Consider the following 16,065-nt stretch of genomic DNA (forward strand, 5'->3'; position numbering starts at 1 on the left):
GGGAATCCGGGCGGCTATGGATAAGACCTAAACTGCGTGGACGGATAAGCGTCTCTTATGGCCCGTCGGTGGAGGAGCCCGCACCAAACTTTTTCATTATGGCTCCACGCACTATTGGTATTTCCGCAGCTGCCCCGTTCTGTCTAGCCTTCTAGACATGCATGAAAAAGCCGGTTACTACCGTTACCGGGGAGCACGAAAACCCGACCCAAGTGCTGTTCAGGCAGAGAAAGTACGGAAGCTGCTCCGCGACGGCTGGCAACGGATTTCCTTCAACTCCAGCAGCATGCGCGCCCTCTCCGTCCGTCTGAACCAACAAATCGCCCAGGCGCTCTGTGATGGCATGAAGGTCGCGAGCCTCGCTGAGGCCTCCGAACTCTCCCGCTGGGTGGTCCGGACAATCGGCCTGTCATCCGAGGACTTGCTCCCCTCCGGCTTGCCCCCTGAGCAGCATCTTGCGGTCATTGGCCAGCTCAAGTCCGAACTGGCTGCGCTTGAGAAGACCAAAGCAGCACTTGAGGGAAGGCGGCTGAAACTCCTGGCTGCAGCACGCCGGCTTGGAGTCCTGGACGACTACGAGCTCGCGGCACTGAGCGGCCTGCAGCGCGAGACCATCCGGAAGATGACATGGGGCCTTCAGCCGGAATCAGGTGTCATCCCGGCGTAGCAGTGGTCCAGGCTCACCGCAAGCGGACGACGGCGGGAGGTCCCGCCGTAGTCCGCTTGCGCTTGGTGCAGCGCTAGCCACAATCGTTCGTTAGGAAGCCACGAGCGTGCCGTCCACGACGGCTTCGAGCTCTTGCAGACGCGGGAGCGCTCGTGTCGTCAGCAGTTGCTCGCGGATTTCGGCCGAGACCGCTAGGCTGTCCTTCCACAGCGAGCGCCCCGCCATAGCACCGCCGGCGCCATTCGCGACTGCGATCTCGACCTGCTTGATGAACGTCTCGTGGTCCACTCCCGCGGACAGAACGGCCCACGGCACTCCGGACGCCGCCTTGGTGACCGCGGCACTGGCCTCGGCAGATCCCGGGTACTGCAGCTTGAGCACCTTGGCGCCGCACTCGACCGAGAGCCGTGCAGAGTCGGCGACGAGGCCGGGGAACGCCGCGGCGTAGGCCTCCTCGCTTTCGCCTTCGAGGCGGTAGACCAGGATCTCGACGATGAGGAGGAGGCCCTCGTCGGTGCATGCCTTGACGAGCTCGCGGATTTCGCCCGCGACGCGCGAGCCCGCATCCTGAAGGTCAGGGCGCATGTACCACAGCATCTTGGCGACGTCACCGCCGAGTTCGCGCACCCTACGGGGCGACATCCCCGGGACGTAATTTGTGTAGCGCAAGCCGTCGGCCGTCTCGAAACCGGAAGCATCAAGGCCGACAACGAGCGCGGTGTCGCGCGAGAGAACGCCCTCATCTGCCACGCGGGGCAGGGCAATTTCAGGATCGAGCAAGATCGCCGGTGCTGCGTTTCCCAGGAAACGGACCAGATCCACCTTCGCGTCGGAGAGCTGCTCGGCGGTGATCGAGTTCGGCCCGTCGGGTGCGTCGTTCATCACGGCCTTCATGCCGTTGCGCTGGTCGGCGGCAACGATGAGCATCTTGCCGCCGGGGGTCGAGATCGCTGCCATGCCGCGGCGCTCGAGAGTCGTGAGGGTATTCACTGGGTTCTCCTAATTGGGTGGTTTTGGTCTTGTGGGGGTCTGGAGTCGGCGGCCGGAGGCACCGGAAACCGCAGGGGTGAGGGCACAACGAATCGCGTCTCGAACGAGGTGCCGTCTTGGGAGGGATAGCCCTCGGTCTGGGGGAATGGCGTGGTAACCGCTAGCGGCGGCTCAGCGCACGGCCTCGCGCACAGCGAAGTCCGCCATGAAGCGATCGATCTGTTCACTCGGGGAAAGTAGGCCGTCAATTCGGATGTGTCCGATGGCGGGCGGCTGCGTGACCTCGGGAGAGAGGAAACGCTCCGGATTCTTGACCTTGTCGAGGTCTCGTGCAGCTCCGCGGAGCCGCATGCGTCTCACGACCTCGCCTGGCGGGGTGTCCATCCAAGCAAGGTGCACCAGCGAGTCAGGAATCCCGAGGCGCTCAAGGAGCCGTGCCCACGCAGCCGGGAAGGTGCGTTCGGAAGTGAAGGGGGCAACAACAACCACGCTGTTGCCCAGTGCGAGATTCTCCCGGGTGGTGTCGAAGAGGCAGGTGTAGCGAATGTCGTTCACGGTCGCGCGCACTGCGGGCTGCGCCGTGGGGACGTCGACAAGGAACTCGCCGCCGATGTGTTCGAACAACGGATTCGTGACGGTGTCCAGGTCAAGAATGGTCCAGTGGAGCTCGCGGGCCAGGTCCTGTGCAAATGTTGTCTTGCCACTGGCCGGCACTCCGCAGACGATAATCGCCTCGGCTGAGCGTTCTTCGGTCATGTTCATTGTCATCCATTTCAATTTGGGGCCAGTTCGCGGCGCCTCTGCGCCGGAAACGACGGTCAGCGGCTGGTGTAGCCGCCGTCGATCGGTAGGGAAACGCCGTTGATCATGGAGGCGGCGTCACTGAGCAGGAAGACGATGGGGGCGGCGACCTCATCAACGGTGGCCCAGCGGCCGAGGGGCATTTGCTCAAGGAAAGGTCCGCCGATTTCCGGTCGTCCCCAGTAGAAGTTGGACATGTCCGTCATGACCACCGTCGGGTTGACGCTGTTGACGCGGATGTTGTGCTTGCCAAGTTCCAGGGCGGAAACCCGGGTGATGTTGTCCAGGGCGGCCTTTGACGAGCCGTAAGAGATGTGTCCGTGGAGCGCGACCATGCTGGCCTGGCTGGAAACGTTGACGATCGCGCCGCCATTGCCTTGGCGGATCATGGAGGGCACGGCATGTTTGATGACCAGGAGGGCGCCTCGGGCGTTGACACTGATGACCTTGTCGAAGACGTCGATGTCAGTGTCCTGCGGGGTGGCGATTTCGCCGCCGAAGCCGCCGCAGTTCACTACACCCCACAGGGCGAGCCCCTCGACGGCGTCTTTGATGCTTTCTTCGGAGGTCAGGTCGAAAACCAACCGCTGCGCGCCGGTTTCATCACAGAGCGCGGCTAACGAGTCGAGTGTGCGGGCGCTGGCGATCACCTTTGCCCCCGCGGCAGCGAGCTGCCTGACGGTGGCGGCCCCGATGCCGCCGCTAGCGCCGGTTACGAGGATGGTGCGGCCGTTGAAGTCGGTTGTCGCTGATCGAGCTGCGACAGCTGTGTCTGCCATGGGTGAGTCGGTCATGAAGTTCTCCTTGTAGGTATCAAAGGGTCGGTTAGGTCCTGGACGGCGGTTCGTGCCCCGGATCGTTGCAGCGCTTCACGGGCCTGCCGGTATGCGGCGGCGAAACGGGCGTTCTGGCCCAGGTCGCCGAATACCTCGGTGAGGTTGAGGAAGGCGCCCGGTTCTGCGCGGTCCGCACGGACGGCTGCGCGAAGTTCGCCAAGGCGCCGGTCGGTGATGTCGATCCATTCGCCTTGTTCATCGGCGCCTTCCAGAAACCGCGCCCAAGCTGCGATCACGAGCGCCGTCCGGTCTATGGGGCCTCCGCGTTGGAGCTGTTCACGGAGGACTGGGAGTACGAATTTAGGTATCCGCTCGGATGCATCGACCATTTGGCGGGCGAGGGTGTCCCTGATGGCGGGGCTGGAGAAACGGTGGATGAGTTCGTTCCGGTAAACGTGTAAATCAATGCCGGGCACAGGCCGTAGCGTGGGTGTCGCCTCCCGTTCCATGAAGCCGACGATGAAATCGGCGAACAGCGGATCTGTACAGACCTCATGGACGTACCGGTGACCGGCGAGGTAGCCGAGGTAGCTCATGACCTGGTGGCTCGCGTTCAGGAGCCGAAGCTTCAAGAGCTCATAAGGCTCCACGTCGTCCACGATCTGCACACCGACGCCTTCGAGAGGCGGTCGCCCGGCGGTGAACTTGTCCTCGAGGACCCATTGTTCAAAGGGCTCGGCGACGACCGGCCATGCGTCCGAGAATCCGTAGGCTTCGGTCACCGCAGCCCGGTCCGCGTCGGTGGTGACGGGCGTGATTCGGTCGACCATGGAGTTGGGAAAAGCTACGGTTTCGCTGATCCAGCCGGCCAACTCCGGATCCTTGAGTCGGGCGAAGGACACGAGCGCTTTGCGGGCGACGTTGCCGTTTCCCTGAATGTTGTCGCACGACATGACGGTGAACGGGGCAGTGCCCTGCTCACGCCGCTGCGCCAGGGCTGCGGTGATCAGTCCGAAAACGGAGCGTGGAACGATGTTCGGTTTCAGGTCATGGACGACGTCCGGCCCACGGGGATCGAATTCGCCCGTGAAGTCGTTGATGCTGTAGCCGCCCTCGGTAATGGACAGGGAGACTATCCGCGTAGCAGGATCCGTGAGTTTGCGGATGACCGCGGCCGGGTCGTTGGGGGCAAACAGATATTCGGTGATGGAACCGATGATTCTGGCGTCTTCGGATCCTTCGCCGCCCTTCAACACCAAGGTGTACAGCCCGTCCTGGTTCTTGAGGACATCATGCATGCGGGCGTCCGAGGGCAGAACGCCGACCCCGCAGATTCCCCAGTCCTGAGAGCCCCCGAGGTTCAGTAGGCGGTCGATGAACATGGCTTGGTGCGACCGGTGGAATCCTCCGACGCCGAAGTGAACGATGCCTGTCCGGACCGCGCGGCGACGATACGAGGGGATGGGTAGCTGGCCCTCTAATTCTTGAAGGGCCGCTTCATTCAGGGACGTCATGTCATTCTTCTCTTCGATGGGGTGCGGTGGGACGGTGCTGTTGCCCGGTTGCGGGTTGGCGGGCAACAGCACCGGAAGGCCGGCTGTCAGCAGGAGGACTTGTAGACGTACTGGGCGCCTTCACCGCTGATGTTGTCCGCCGTGATCTGTTTGAACCCGGTCTGGATCTCCTTCTGGGTGGACTCCCCCTTGATGGCCTTGAGGGCCTGATCGACACCCTGCGTGCCAATGGATGCCGGTTCCTGGGCGATCAGGGCCTGTACGACGCCGTCCTTGAGCTGCTTGACCTGCGCGGGTCCGGCATCAAAGCCGACGATCTTGACCTGATTCTGTTTGCCAGCCTGCCGGATGCCGGTGGCGGTTCCTTCCGCTGCAAAAGTGTTGGCTGCGAAGACGCCGACAATGTCCGGGTCCTTGGCCAACGCAGCGGAGACGAGCTTGGCCGCTTCGGCCGGGTCGTTGTGGCTGTATTGCACGCCCAGGTACTGGAAGGACGAGTCAGCTTTGGCGCCTTCTTCGAAGCCCGCGACACGGGCATCAGCCGTTGAGACGCCGGGGTCGGTGGAAATTACGAGGACTTTGCCCCCGTTGGGGCTGAGGTTCTTGATTGCCTTGAAGGCCTCGAGGCCGCCGCCCTTGTTGTCCGAGGCGATTGCCGACGCAGCGAACGAAGGGTCCTGCACCGTGGTGTCAACGAGGACCACTTTGATGCCGGCTGCCGCAGCTGCCTTCAAGGGTGCCTGCATCGCAGCCACGTCAGTGGGCGCGATAAGGATGGCGTCCGGTTTGGAGGCTACAACGGAATCGACGATGGGCTTTTGCAGGGTCGGGTCGAACTTTGCGGGCCCCTGCGTGTTGATTGTTGCGCCGGCTGCCTTGGCAGCGGCGTCGATGCCGCATTGCATGCTGACGTAGAACTCGTCGCCGGCGACACCCTGGATGAACGTGAGCTTGGGCTGCGCTCCTGATGCACTCCCGGCCGAGGCACTTCCGCCGGCACAGGCCGTGAGGGACGTTGCGGCGAGGAGTCCGGCCGCGAGCATGGTCGCTTTAGGGGTTAACTTCATTGTCTAGCTCCTGTTTTGCTTGAAAGGGTTGATGCGGGGAGGAAATCAGCTGGATCGTCGGCCGAAAAGCTTCTTCTTGCCATCAGCCTTGGCGGAATGTCCTCGGGCTGCCGCCGCCCGGCGGCGCTGATCGACGTAGACGGCGACGACGAGGACGGCACCGACTGCCACCTGCTGCCAGAACGGCTGGATGCCGACGATGACGAAGCCGTTCTGCAGCACTGCGGGGATGAAGAGTCCGACGACGGTTCCGAAGATGGTGCCGACGCCGCCAAAGAGTGAGGTTCCGCCGATCACAACGGCGGCGATTACGTTAAGGTTTGTCGCCGACTGGCCGGCGATGGCGGTGGTGCCGTACTGGGACAGCGACAGGATGCCTGCCACGCCGGCGAGGCCGCCGGAGAGTACGTAGATGGAAATCAGTTGGCGATCCACTTTCACGCCGACCCGTCGGGCGGATTCCTCGTTGGAGCCGACGGCGAAGGTGTAGAGGCCGAATCTGGTCCGGTGGAGCACGGTCCCGAAGATCAGAATAAGGACCATCGCGATCAGGGAAATCGTCGGCAATGTGGTTCCCGGAACGTTGCCATAGCCGATGGTGTCCTGGAGCACCGCAGGAACTTCCCTGATATCCACGCCCCCGGTGATCACCTGCGCCAGCCCCAGGGCACCGCCAAGTGTTCCCAGGGTGACGATCAGCGGCGGCACCTTGGCTTTGGCGATGAGGACTCCGTTGAGAAGACCCCAACCGAGCCCGCAGCCGACGGCGACGAAGATGCCCACAATGGCCGTTCCCCACCCTGTGTCGCCCATGGCCTGCATTACCTTTGCCGCCACGACTCCGGAGAAAACGAGGTTGGATCCAATGGACAGATCGATACCCGAGGTGACAATGACGAAGGTCATGCCGATACCCAGGACACCAAGGATGGAGACATTCTGGATGATCTGTCGGACATTGCCCCAGGTCGGAAACACGTCCGGCGCCAGGGCTGAGAACATCAGGAAGATGACCATCAGTACAAGCAGGATCTGGAACGACTGAACTTGGAGAACCTGTCGCAGGGAGCGGGTGCGTGAAATTTCCGGGGCGGTGGCGGCTGTGCGGGGTACGGCATGGGTACTGGTCATGAGTGTGCTCCATCGAGTGCGCCGGTCATTGCGCCGACTAGTTCTTCCACTGTCGTTTTCTTTGCCTCGTAGGTCGCCACGCGTCGTCCAAGCCGGAGTACCTGGATCCGGTCGGCGACGTCGATGACGTGCGGCATCGAGTGGCTGATGAACACGACGCCCACACCCTTGTCACGGACTCGGCGGATCGTCTCGAGCACGTTCCTTGTCTGAACGACGCCCAGGGCAGCCGTCGGTTCGTCGAGGAATATGACACCCTTGGCCCAGGCAACAGCCCGTGCAATGGCGATCGCCTGCTTCTGGCCGCCCGACATGCTGCCGACGGGGTCGGACAGGCTTCGAACCGTGGCGCCAAGTTCGTCAAAGGCTTCCCGTGACTTGGCACGCATCGTCCTGTTGTCCATGAATCCGAGTCGACCTTGAAAGCCGGGCTTGGGGATTTCGCGGCCGAGGAACATGTTTTGGGCGGCGTTCAGGTGTGGCGCCAGGGCCAGGTCCTGATAGACGGTTTCGATGCCCAGGCTGCTGGCCTGGCTCGGGGAACCAAGTTCGACCTCACCGCCCGCAAACAGGATCTTGCCGGAGTCCAATGCAAGGTTTCCCGATAGTGCCTTCACGAGGGTCGATTTTCCGGCGCCGTTGTCGCCGATGAGCGCAACCACTTCGCCTGCGTGGACGTCGAAGTCGACGCCGTCCAAGGCGCGTACGTTGCCGAAGCTGCGGGTCAGGCCGCGGGCTTCCAGAACCGGGATTGTTGTCATGGTGTAACACCTGTCAGCTGGTACGGGACGATTGCAGCGGCTCCGGCAGAACAGCCGAAGACACTTCGTTGTGTTGTCACTTCTGTCTTCCTCTTCGTTCAGGCCTGGGCGAAGGTCTCAGGGCTGTGGGAACAGCTCAGGTCGATGATCAGATCGGCCCGTTCCCGGGTGGAGGCAACAACCGCGGCATTGCGTTGGTCGCTGCCCAGCGCCCACGCCGCTGCCTCCTCGGGCGGTTTTCCGAAGGCTTCGTGCCGCCTCAGCAGCCGGAGCTGCCGCTCGTCATCGCTTAGGTCCAGGAACCAGACCTCGTCGATCTGTTCCCTGCTTTCCCGCCAGCCTTCGGCGTCCAGAAGGAGATAATTTCCCTCCGTAATGACCAGCGGTACGTCGCGGGCCACCGGGACCGCGCTGCCGATGGATTCCTCCAGGCCGCGATCGAACATCGGGGCATAGACAACCGCTTCCTCGTTCGTCTTGAGCCGGCGCAGCAAGTTGGCATATCCCCATGGGTCGAACGTGTCCGGAGCGCCCTTGCGGTCCCGAGAGCCGTGAGCTGCAAGGACCTTGTTGGCCAGATGGAAAGCATCCATTCCCACCAGGGCAGCCTGGCCGCCCAAGGCATCGGCGACAGCCTGCGACACGGTGGACTTTCCGGCACCGGGCGCACCAGTGATTCCCAAGATGCGCCGGCTTCCAGCGACAGCAAGGGCGCGGGCCCGCTCCACCAGCTCATCTAGCGAGCAGGTCAGCCGCTCCGCTCCCCGGACGGTAGCCGAGGCCCGATCTTCAGCGGTGTTCATCACTGTCTCCTCCGTTGGTCATGCCACGGTGAAGAAGCTCTGCTGCTACACCCTTGAAGCGCTGCCTGAATCAAACCGGTAGGTCTTGATCGCGGGGCTCGAACCTAAGGGTTCGAGGACTCGCCGTGACCTGCCTTACAGAAACCTAGAGGCCCCATGTCATCGATGTCAAGGAAAATTCAAAAATCTATGTCATCGATGACATGAGTTGCTTGAAGTTACTGCGAGCATCGGGCAGGATGGGGTTTGCGGCTGATTGTCACCGATGACATCTTCAGCGCTGGAGGTGTTCCCGCGTTCGGACAGCCCAGCCTGTAGGGTGTGCCCAGCGAACAATGAAGGAGCCGAACCGTGACTACCATGCAGGATGTGGCCACGCGCGCCGGAGTGAGTGCCAAGACGGTTTCCAGGGTTTTTAACGACGACCCCCACGTCACCGAAGACACGCGGGAGCGCGTTCAGTCGGCCATGCGCGAACTCAAGTACGTGCCGAACATGCTCGCGCGCACCTTCCGCGAGGGCAAATCAGCCGTTATCGGCATCGCTGTGCCTGACGTCGCCGACCCCTTCTTCGCTGCCGTCACGAAGGGAATTGAACTGGCAGCACGTGAACACGACATGGCCATAGTCGTTACCAGCCTGGGGGATAACCCGTCCCTAGAGCAGAGCATCATTGAATCGACGGTCCGCCGCCAGATCGACGGGCTTATTATCGCCCCGATCGCTACCGATCAGTCATACCTCTCCCGCTGGCAGGACAGTTTCCCCATCGTGTTCATTGACCGCATACCCACCAAGCTCAACGCCGACTACTTCGTCGAAGACGACTTCGGCGGAGCATTTGAAGCGACGCAGCACCTCATCGCCCACGGCCACCGCCGCATCGCCATCGTCGGAGACTCAACGGACGTCCCCACCACGAGGCTGCGTCTGGAGGGTTATCGCGCCGCCCTTGATGACGCCGGCCTGGAGAACGACGAAGAACTGATTGCGCTCGGTTCGCGCGACACGGACGCTGCCGCCCAGGTCTGCAAGAACTTACTGGCGCTGCCCGACGCGCCGACGGCCATCTTCTCCTCCAACGCCCGTTTCTCAACCGGCGTTTTTCCAGCGCTTCAGGCATTGAACAGAACCGACATTGCGCTCATCAGCTTTGGCGACTTCCCCATGGCGGACGTCCTCCAGCCCTCGGTGTCAGTCATCGATCAGGACCCTCGACAGGTCGGACGAGTCGCCGCCGAACGCATCCTCGCCCGAATTGCAGCGCCGACCAAGAGGTTCCGACGGAAAAATGTCATTCCCGTCAAGCTGATCGAACGCCAATCGTGCCAGTCCGTCCGTGCACCGTCTGCATCCGCAGCCATGCAGTGATGCCGAGAAGGAGAAAAGCGGACGACAACGGGATCGCCCGCCGTCGTCCGCCAGCTATTTAGCTCTTGGCCCCACAGCTTGCCCAACCCTGAGCTCAGTAGCCGTAGCGCTCAACCACGATCTGCGTCGTGTAGCTGTCGGACTCGGGGCCGTAGTCGTTAATGGTGATCCTTACGTCCCAGCCGTTGATCCTCCCGACTCCCCGGCACGTCAGACCACCTGAGTTGAACCGTGGTTCCCTTAGGCACGGCTTGTACTCGTCGGGAGTCAGGCCGACCTGACCCATGTACCGCTCCAGGTCACCGTCTCTGTATGGCGTGTGGGTGTCCCACCTGTAGGCGTAGTTTGCACACGGTCCGTCAATGGGGATGCAGAACGCTCCGCCCAGTGGTGGCTGCGTCCCGCCGAGCGGTTCCCACGCGGGAGAAGTCTGCAGCCGATCCGCGATTGCCTTCATCTCTCGAATGTTGGCCTCGTTCTGAAAATGGACATTCATAGAGAAGCCGGCGAGCCCTGCAACGATGACCGCTACGGCCGCCAAGGCTATCTTGCCTCGACGCCCCATGCTATGCCTCGCCCCCACTCAGGACCGCGGACGTGGCCGTTCCACTTCTCTGCTGCCTCCGCGGTGAGTCCAACAATTGAGCGCCAGTATATGACCGCAAGCCCTTAGCCCTTGGCCACCACTGCTTTCGCAAGGTGCGGGATCACCGCCCGCCAGCGACGGGAGCCGTGTCGATGGCCACCAGCACCCTGTCGGTAACCTCATCGATGCCGCCGATGCCGTCGACCCGGGTGAGGGTGCCGCGCTCGGCATACTTGGCCACCACAGCCTCGGTCTGCTCGTGGTACAGGTCCAGCCGGTGGCGGATAACGGCTTCGTTGTCGTCGCTTCGGCCGGTGTCCTTGGCGCGGCCCAGGAGGCGCGTCACGAGTTCGTCGTCATCGGCGGTCAGCTGCAGTACGACGTCGAGCTGTTGCCCGCCCTGGGCCAGCACCTCGTCCAGGTAGTCAACCTGGCCGGCGGTGCGGGGGTAGCCGTCCAGCAGGAAGCCGTTTTCGACGTCGTCCTCGCTGAGGCGGCTGCGCACCATCTCATTCGTGACGCTGTCCGGAACGAAGTCACCGGCGTCCATGTACTTCCTGGCTTCGAGGCCAAGAGGCGTTCCACCCTTCACCTGGGCGCGGAAGATGTCGCCCGTAGAGATCGCAACAACGCCGAGGCGCTCCGAAATGCGCTCCGCCTGTGTCCCTTTTCCGGAACCGGGCGGCCCAATAATCAACATTCTTGTCATTCGAGTAACCCTTCGTTGTGCCGCTGCTGGCCAGCCCCATGCTAGGACTTCAAAGGTTGCGACCAGGATGCATCCGGTGGGGCTGGAACCGGGCGCGCTGCTGGCGCAAGGCGGCGCAGGCCCCGGAATCAGGTCGGTCCGAGGCGTCAGGCCTGGTCGGTGGGCATGATCCAGAGCTCGCCGATGGAGGCGCGCCGGGGCCGGGTGACCATGTAGGCAACGCCGTCGGCGATGTCCTCGGGGGCGAGGACCTCTGTCTGCTCATAGAAGGGGTCGATCATTTCGCCGCGGACCTCGGGGGTGTTGTGGGAACCCAGCTCCGTGTCGACGCCGCCGGGTTCCAGGACGCCGACGCGCACGTGCCGCTGGGTGACTTCCTGGCGGAGGGATTCGGTGAAGCCGTTGACGCCGAATTTAGTGAGGTTGTAGACGCCGTAGCCGTTCCAGGCGACACGCCCGGCGATCGAGCTGATGTTGACGATGTCGGCGACCCGGCGCGGTCCGTCCTCGGCGGCCTTCAGCAGGTGCGGGAGTGCGGCGTGGGTGGTGTGCAGCAGGCCCTGGACGTTGATGGCGATCATGCGGTCCCACTCCGCGGGGTCCGCGCCGACGACCGGGCCAAGGAGCATCAGGCCGGCGTTGTTGACCAGGATGTCCAGCTGTCCGAAGCGTTCCACCGTCCGGTCCACGGCGGCCTGCGCCTGGGCGCGGTCGGTGATGTCGGCGTCGATGACCAGCGCGGTGCCGCCGGCCTCTTCGATCTCGGCAGCGAGGGCCTCCAGGCGGTCCCGGCGCCGGGCCACGAGCGCCACGGAGGCGCCAAGCGCGGCGAGCTGCCGTGCGGTGGCGGCGCCGATGCCGCTGCTGGCGCCGGTGACGAGGGCCGCGGTTCCGGTCAGTTCCGATGTCATGGGTATGTTCTCCTCCGGCGTTGGTGCCGGTTTTTGGCCAGCCGGAAGCCGTCGGCGTCCGGCGGATCTGCGGTGGTGGGGCTTGATGGACGACGGCGGGACTTCCCGCCGTCGTCCGCTTGCGTGGGACTTAGGCGTCGTCGTGCGCGAGGTTGCTGGAGAGTTCGCGGTGGGCGTCGGCCTGCTCCTTGAGTGCGGCGGCCCGGGAGTCGAATAGCCCGACGGCGTCGGCTCCGGCAGCGAACCGCAGCGGTGGCTCCTCCAGCTCCGCCAGCCGGATCAGGGCGTCGGCGAGCTTGGCCGGGTCCCCGCCCTGCAGGCCGTTCATGCCCTTCCAGGCGGCGACGGTCTGCCGGGTGCGTTCGGCGTAGTCCTCGATGGTGGATTCCGCGTAGCTGGTGGATTCCGGGGTGAGCAGCTCGGTGCGGAAGAACCCCGGTTCCACGATCATGGTGCGGATGCCGAACGGGGCGATTTCGGGGGCCAGCGACTCCGCCCAGCCCTCCACGCCGAACTTCGATGCGGCGTACGCGGTGAGGAACTCCCCGCCTGCGATGCCGGCGGTCGAGGAGATCGTGACCACCAGGCCCGAGCGCTGGGCCCGCAGGACCGGCAGGGCCGCACGGGTGACGTTCATGGGCCCGAACATGGTGGTTTCGATCTGCGTCCGGAAGTCGTCCGGGGTGATTTCCTCGAAGAACCCGGCGTAGAAGTTGCCGGCGTTGTTGACGAGTACGTCGATCCGGCCGAACCGTTCGACGGCGGCCCGGATGGCGGCCGCGGCGCCGGCGGGATCGGTGACGTCGAGCTGCACGGCCAGCAGATCCTTGTCCTCGCCGATGGCCTGGGTGACTTTTTCCGGGTTGCGGCCGGTGGCGACCACCGCGTGGCCAGCGGCCAGGGCCGCCTTCGCGATGTCCACGCCCATGCCGCGGCCTGCGCCGGTGATGAACCAGACCTTCTTCTCGGTCATGTTTTCCTTCTGCCCTGCCGTGGTTTCCTGATTAGTCATGTGATGGTTCTGTCTTTCCTTGGTGACGTGTCCCTGGCTGCGCGTGGGAGCGCATTTCCGGGACGGTGGGTGTGCCGGCAGGATCGCCGGCCGTGGTTGTTTCGGGAGGCGATGCCGCCCAGCTGGCGAGGAACGCCAGCGCGTTTTCGGACGCGGAGCCAGGCTCAGCGGTGAAGGTGAACAGAGTCTGTCCCTCATCGCCGGGCAGGTGCAGCGTCTCGAACTGCAGGGACAAATCCCCGGCGACCGGGTGGTGGAAGCGTTTGGTTCCCGTGGTGTGGATCCGCACGTCGTGGCCGGCCCATAACGCGGCGAACAGCCCGCTGCGCGTGGTCAGCTCCCCGATCAGCTCGTTCAGCTCCCGGTCGTCGGGGTTCCGGCCCGCTTCCGAGCGCAGCATCGCGACCGTGGTGGCCGCGATCGCGCGCCAATCGGGATAGAAGTCACCGGCGCGCGGATCGAGGAAGATGTAGCGCGCCTGGTTCGGCAGCCGGCCCGGAGTGTCCGGCCCCGACGCCGCGGCGAAGTTGAACACCTCCGCGTACAGCGCGCGGCCCAGCAGGTTGGCGGCCAGCACGTCCGAACGGCTGTTCTGCATCATGGCGACGACTCCGGTCATGCCGTCGAGAAGGCGCAGCACCCCGGGGCGGACCCGCTGCTGCGCTGGACGGCGCGGTGCCCGGCGCGACGCCGCATTGGCCGTCCGCGCCAGGTCCATCAGGTGTGCCCGCTCGGCCTCGTCCAGCTGAAGCGCAGCGGCCACCGCCTCGAGCACCGAGTCTGAGACGCCGCGGATGCTGCCGCGTTCCAGCCGTGTGTAATAGTCCGTGCTCACACCGGCGAGCTGCGCCACTTCCTCACGGCGCAGGCCCGGCACGCGGCGCAGCTCCCCGTAGCTTGGGATCCCGGCCTGCTCCGGGCTGATCTTCGCACGACGCGAAATCAGGAACTCCCGGATTTCTTCTTTTCTGTCCACATCCACCACGCTACGGAGCCGGTGCAGCCGGTGGCAGTGTCTATCAGACACCCCCAACCCGCCGGAACGTCGGACCGCAAACTTGGAATGTGCAAAGATTGAAGGTAATAGGGAAGTGGCCGTAATGGGCGGATTCCCGCCGAGCCCCTAACAGCAGGGAGACCTGGGAATGCAAAGTGCGGCAATCTCCACTCGCGCCTTGGATCTTCTGTTGCTGCTGCGCGGAAGTGAGCCCGAAGGGCTCGGCCGCGCAGATCAGGTCTCGTACCAGATCGAGACAGCGATTCTGATGGGAATCCTGACCGAAGGCGACAGGCTACCCACGGAGTCTGCCCTTGCCTCGGAACTCGGCATCTCTCCGATCACCCTTCGCCAGTCCCTTGCCGCGCTCCGGACCAAGGGCCTGATCGAAACCAGCCGGGGCCGAAGCGGCGGCAGCGTCATCCGCCGCCAGATCGAGCTTACGGACACGCAGTTGCGGCACAAGCTTCGGGACACCAGCACAGAGGCCCTCAGGGACCTTGGGGACCTCGGGGCTGCCATCGCGTCAATGTCTGCCCGGCTCGCCGCCCGCCGTGCAGACCCTCAAAACGTTGAGCATCTGGAGGATCTGGTCAAGCGCCACCGGGATACCGCCGATGAACGTGCGCGGCGCCGCATGGACAGCCGCTTTCACGTGGCCATCAGCATCGCCTCGCAGTCCAGCAGGCTGACCTCGGCGGCGCTGCAACTTGAGGCTGAGCTGATGACCCTTTGGTGGGGCGACCCTGGCCACTCCGGCAGCGAGAGCGTACTGGTGGACCAGCACAAGGCGATCGTCGATGCGATCAGGAAGCGGGACGCCGACGCCGCGGCCCGCGCGGCAGAGGACCACAGCCGCAGCCAGACAGAATATTTGATTGAGCAGCATCTGAGGTTGACGATGCGGCCCGAAGAAGGTGCGTGACGTGGAAACCGTAAAAGAAGCCCTCGAGCGGACCGCCGCCACCCTCTCCGCCAGCATCAACGGCGTCTTCGCGGATCTGGAAAAAATCGCCGGCGCGGTCACGGCAGCCGCAGAAGCGGTGCCCGGTGTCCCCCGCCGCAGCGCGTACCTGTTCCTGAAGCAAGACCTGGCCGATTTCATTAAGCTGCACTCGGACCTCATCGTCGGAGCCGGGATCGCCTACGCCCCAGGGAGCCTCCCCGAGACGCCGCACTGGCTCGAATGGTGGAGGGCACAGCCCAAAGGCGGGCCGCGCTTCGTCACCCACGACCTCAACCCGGACTCGCTGAACTACTACGACTACACAGGCCGGGAGTGGTTCACCCTTCCCACCTCCACCGGGCGGCCGGTGGCTGTGGGCCCCTACGTCGACTTCGGCGGCATCAACGTCAACATCATCACCCTCTGCGTTCCCGCTCAAACCGCACAGGGCATGCACGTCCTCGGATGCGACCTGACCCTCGCGAACCTTGAGGGAGCCTTCCTCCGGACGCTTCAGCTCCGCGAGCCGGTGGTCGTCCTGCTGGGACCCAATGGCCGGGTCATCGCCTCAAACAGCGCACGCATCGCAACGGGCACGCTGCTCCTGGACGAAGACCTAGAACGGGCCGAAACCTTACTCGACGTCTCGCCGGGCAACCCGACCCGCCTGCCCTGGAAGCTCATCAGCCTTCAGCAGTAAGGCCCGCACCTCAAGCGTCGCGGGCCGGCGCCGTCGCAATCACTCCCCGCACAATCCGCGCTGCCTGGCGCCCACCGGGGTTGCAGGTGAGCCCGAGGTTGTCGTCGATCCCCCAGCACTGGACGTTCATCTCCGATGCGTCACCCAACGCCTGCCATGGTTTCAAAGTTCAAAAAAGGTATTGCATTTATCATACAATGATGTATCTTTAGTGGTGTAGGTCACGTTCTTGCAGAGCAATACGTCGGACTGTCCAAGGAATTCGGGGAAAACCACGCAGACGTGCGCGGGTGGATGTCCAACTCCAAACTCACGGAGGAGCA

17 protein-coding genes are annotated in these 16,065 nt (G+C 63.9%); 4 read left to right on the top strand and 13 right to left on the bottom strand.

Translation table 11 applies throughout. From position 1 onward, the window contains the following. Window positions 1–157: 157 nt before the first annotated feature. Window positions 158–667: a hypothetical protein gene (locus ASG92_RS03885; protein ID WP_056624751.1), complete on the top strand. Its 510-nt coding sequence runs from the start codon at window positions 158–160 to the stop codon at window positions 665–667. 90 nt (window positions 668–757) lie between these two features. Here the strand turns inward: ASG92_RS03885 and ASG92_RS03890 are convergent, their stop codons facing one another. The 8 genes from ASG92_RS03890 to ASG92_RS03925 all read right to left on the bottom strand — a co-directional run bounded on the left by ASG92_RS03890 (window position 758) and on the right by ASG92_RS03925 (window position 8,510). Beyond that, window positions 758–1,657: a hypothetical protein gene (locus tag ASG92_RS03890; RefSeq protein ID WP_200951873.1), complete on the bottom strand. Its 900-nt coding sequence runs from the start codon at window positions 1,655–1,657 to the stop codon at window positions 758–760. Between the two features lie 171 nt (window positions 1,658–1,828). Further along, complete coding sequence (locus ASG92_RS03895; RefSeq protein ID WP_162256294.1) at window positions 1,829–2,413, bottom strand: ATP-binding protein; 585 nt, start codon at window positions 2,411–2,413, stop codon at window positions 1,829–1,831. 62 nt (window positions 2,414–2,475) lie between these two features. Then, window positions 2,476–3,252 carry an SDR family oxidoreductase gene (locus tag ASG92_RS03900; RefSeq protein ID WP_200951874.1) on the bottom strand — a complete coding sequence of 259 codons (777 nt, stop codon included), beginning with the start codon at window positions 3,250–3,252 and terminating at the stop codon, window positions 2,476–2,478. Further along, entirely contained in the window at window positions 3,249–4,748 is a 1,500-nt protein-coding gene (locus ASG92_RS03905) for a mannitol dehydrogenase family protein (protein ID WP_056624757.1), read from the bottom strand. The genes ASG92_RS03900 and ASG92_RS03905 overlap by 4 nt, the downstream gene beginning before the upstream one ends. An 86-nt stretch (window positions 4,749–4,834) precedes the next feature. Then, window positions 4,835–5,815, bottom strand: a complete 981-nt coding sequence (locus tag ASG92_RS03910) for an ABC transporter substrate-binding protein (protein ID WP_056624761.1) — start codon at window positions 5,813–5,815, stop codon at window positions 4,835–4,837. A 45-nt stretch (window positions 5,816–5,860) separates the two neighbouring features. After that, window positions 5,861–6,946 carry an ABC transporter permease gene (locus ASG92_RS03915; protein WP_056624764.1) on the bottom strand — a complete coding sequence of 362 codons (1,086 nt, stop codon included), beginning with the start codon at window positions 6,944–6,946 and terminating at the stop codon, window positions 5,861–5,863. Next, window positions 6,943–7,707: an ATP-binding cassette domain-containing protein gene (locus ASG92_RS03920; RefSeq protein WP_056624767.1), complete on the bottom strand. Its 765-nt coding sequence runs from the start codon at window positions 7,705–7,707 to the stop codon at window positions 6,943–6,945. The genes ASG92_RS03915 and ASG92_RS03920 overlap by 4 nt, the downstream gene beginning before the upstream one ends. Before the next feature lie 98 nt (window positions 7,708–7,805). Beyond that, window positions 7,806–8,510, bottom strand: coding sequence for a nucleoside/nucleotide kinase family protein (locus ASG92_RS03925; protein ID WP_056624770.1), 705 nt, complete (start codon window positions 8,508–8,510; stop codon window positions 7,806–7,808). A gap of 360 nt (window positions 8,511–8,870) precedes the next feature. On the opposite strand from ASG92_RS03925, the gene ASG92_RS03930 reads away from it, so the two are divergent. Next, a complete protein-coding gene (locus ASG92_RS03930; protein ID WP_240987001.1) occupies window positions 8,871–9,881 on the top strand; it encodes a LacI family DNA-binding transcriptional regulator in 1,011 nt (336 codons plus the stop codon). Window positions 9,882–9,975: 94 nt separating this feature from the next. Here ASG92_RS03930 and ASG92_RS03935 read toward each other — a convergent pair whose 3' ends face one another. From ASG92_RS03935 to ASG92_RS03955, 5 genes are all read right to left on the bottom strand, one after another. Further along, entirely contained in the window at window positions 9,976–10,422 is a 447-nt protein-coding gene (locus tag ASG92_RS03935; protein WP_157372088.1) for a hypothetical protein, read from the bottom strand. 166 nt (window positions 10,423–10,588) lie between these two features. Then, window positions 10,589–11,167: an adenylate kinase gene (locus tag ASG92_RS03940; RefSeq protein ID WP_200951879.1), complete on the bottom strand. Its 579-nt coding sequence runs from the start codon at window positions 11,165–11,167 to the stop codon at window positions 10,589–10,591. A 155-nt stretch (window positions 11,168–11,322) separates the two neighbouring features. Then, complete coding sequence (locus ASG92_RS03945; RefSeq protein ID WP_056624776.1) at window positions 11,323–12,087, bottom strand: SDR family NAD(P)-dependent oxidoreductase; 765 nt, start codon at window positions 12,085–12,087, stop codon at window positions 11,323–11,325. A 130-nt stretch (window positions 12,088–12,217) separates the two neighbouring features. Continuing rightward, the gene (locus ASG92_RS03950; protein WP_240986995.1) at window positions 12,218–13,099 is read right to left on the bottom strand and encodes an SDR family oxidoreductase; all 882 of its coding nucleotides are present in this window, start codon (window positions 13,097–13,099) and stop codon (window positions 12,218–12,220) included. Further along, window positions 13,092–14,075 (bottom strand): helix-turn-helix transcriptional regulator, encoded by a 984-nt coding sequence (locus ASG92_RS03955; protein WP_082579299.1) that lies wholly within the window; start codon window positions 14,073–14,075, stop codon window positions 13,092–13,094. The genes ASG92_RS03950 and ASG92_RS03955 overlap by 8 nt, the downstream gene beginning before the upstream one ends. A 199-nt stretch (window positions 14,076–14,274) precedes the next feature. On the opposite strand from ASG92_RS03955, the gene ASG92_RS03960 reads away from it, so the two are divergent. After that, entirely contained in the window at window positions 14,275–15,021 is a 747-nt protein-coding gene (locus ASG92_RS03960) for an FCD domain-containing protein (protein ID WP_200951875.1), read from the top strand. Window position 15,022: 1 nt separating this feature from the next. Beyond that, on the top strand, window positions 15,023–15,742 hold the full coding sequence (locus tag ASG92_RS03965) for a cache domain-containing protein (protein ID WP_056624783.1): 720 nt from the start codon (window positions 15,023–15,025) through the stop codon (window positions 15,740–15,742). The last annotated feature ends 323 nt before the right edge of the window (window positions 15,743–16,065 follow it).

Origin of the sequence: Arthrobacter sp. Soil736, from assembly GCF_001428005.1 — a bacterium.
Lineage (GTDB): Bacteria > Actinomycetota > Actinomycetes > Actinomycetales > Micrococcaceae > Arthrobacter.

Excerpts from the sequence above, each read along its gene's own strand:
- ASG92_RS03945 (WP_056624776.1), bottom strand. The coding sequence starts at position 12,087 with ATGACATCGGAACTGACCGGAACCGCGGCCCTCGTCACCGGCGCCAGC.
- ASG92_RS03920 (WP_056624767.1), bottom strand. The coding sequence starts at position 7,707 with ATGACAACAATCCCGGTTCTGGAAGCCCGCGGCCTGACCCGCAGCTTC.
- ASG92_RS03950 (WP_240986995.1), bottom strand. The coding sequence starts at position 13,099 with ATGACTAATCAGGAAACCACGGCAGGGCAGAAGGAAAACATGACCGAG.
- ASG92_RS03925 (WP_056624770.1), bottom strand. The coding sequence starts at position 8,510 with ATGAACACCGCTGAAGATCGGGCCTCGGCTACCGTCCGGGGAGCGGAG.
- ASG92_RS03900 (WP_200951874.1), bottom strand. The coding sequence starts at position 3,252 with ATGACCGACTCACCCATGGCAGACACAGCTGTCGCAGCTCGATCAGCG.
- ASG92_RS03905 (WP_056624757.1), bottom strand. The coding sequence starts at position 4,748 with ATGACGTCCCTGAATGAAGCGGCCCTTCAAGAATTAGAGGGCCAGCTA.
- ASG92_RS03885 (WP_056624751.1), top strand. The coding sequence starts at position 158 with ATGCATGAAAAAGCCGGTTACTACCGTTACCGGGGAGCACGAAAACCC.
- ASG92_RS03910 (WP_056624761.1), bottom strand. The coding sequence starts at position 5,815 with ATGAAGTTAACCCCTAAAGCGACCATGCTCGCGGCCGGACTCCTCGCC.
- ASG92_RS03915 (WP_056624764.1), bottom strand. The coding sequence starts at position 6,946 with ATGACCAGTACCCATGCCGTACCCCGCACAGCCGCCACCGCCCCGGAA.
- ASG92_RS03930 (WP_240987001.1), top strand. The coding sequence starts at position 8,871 with ATGCAGGATGTGGCCACGCGCGCCGGAGTGAGTGCCAAGACGGTTTCC.
- ASG92_RS03895 (WP_162256294.1), bottom strand. The coding sequence starts at position 2,413 with ATGACCGAAGAACGCTCAGCCGAGGCGATTATCGTCTGCGGAGTGCCG.
- ASG92_RS03940 (WP_200951879.1), bottom strand. The coding sequence starts at position 11,167 with ATGTTGATTATTGGGCCGCCCGGTTCCGGAAAAGGGACACAGGCGGAG.